General features: G+C 59.8%; 1 pseudogene. It reads left to right on the forward strand.

The features are described 5' to 3' along the window. Positions 1 to 224 (forward strand): annotated as a pseudogene (locus tag AC0IXC_RS29455) (collagen-like repeat preface domain-containing protein); the annotation flags it as partial.

Genomic DNA, 224 nt, shown 5'->3' on the forward strand with positions numbered 1-224 from the left:
GCTACCGGACCTAGAGGTAACACGGGCGCTACTGGTGCTACCGGACCTAGAGGTAACACGGGCGCTACTGGTGCTACTGGACCTCAAGGCGTTCAAGGTAACACAGGTGCTACTGGTGCGACCGGACCTAGAGGTAACACGGGCGTGACTGGTGCTACCGGACCTAGAGGTAACACGGGCGCTACTGGTGCTACCGGGCCTAGAGGTAACACAGGTGCTACTGG

It is taken from the genome of Bacillus sp. AC266, from assembly GCF_979253805.1.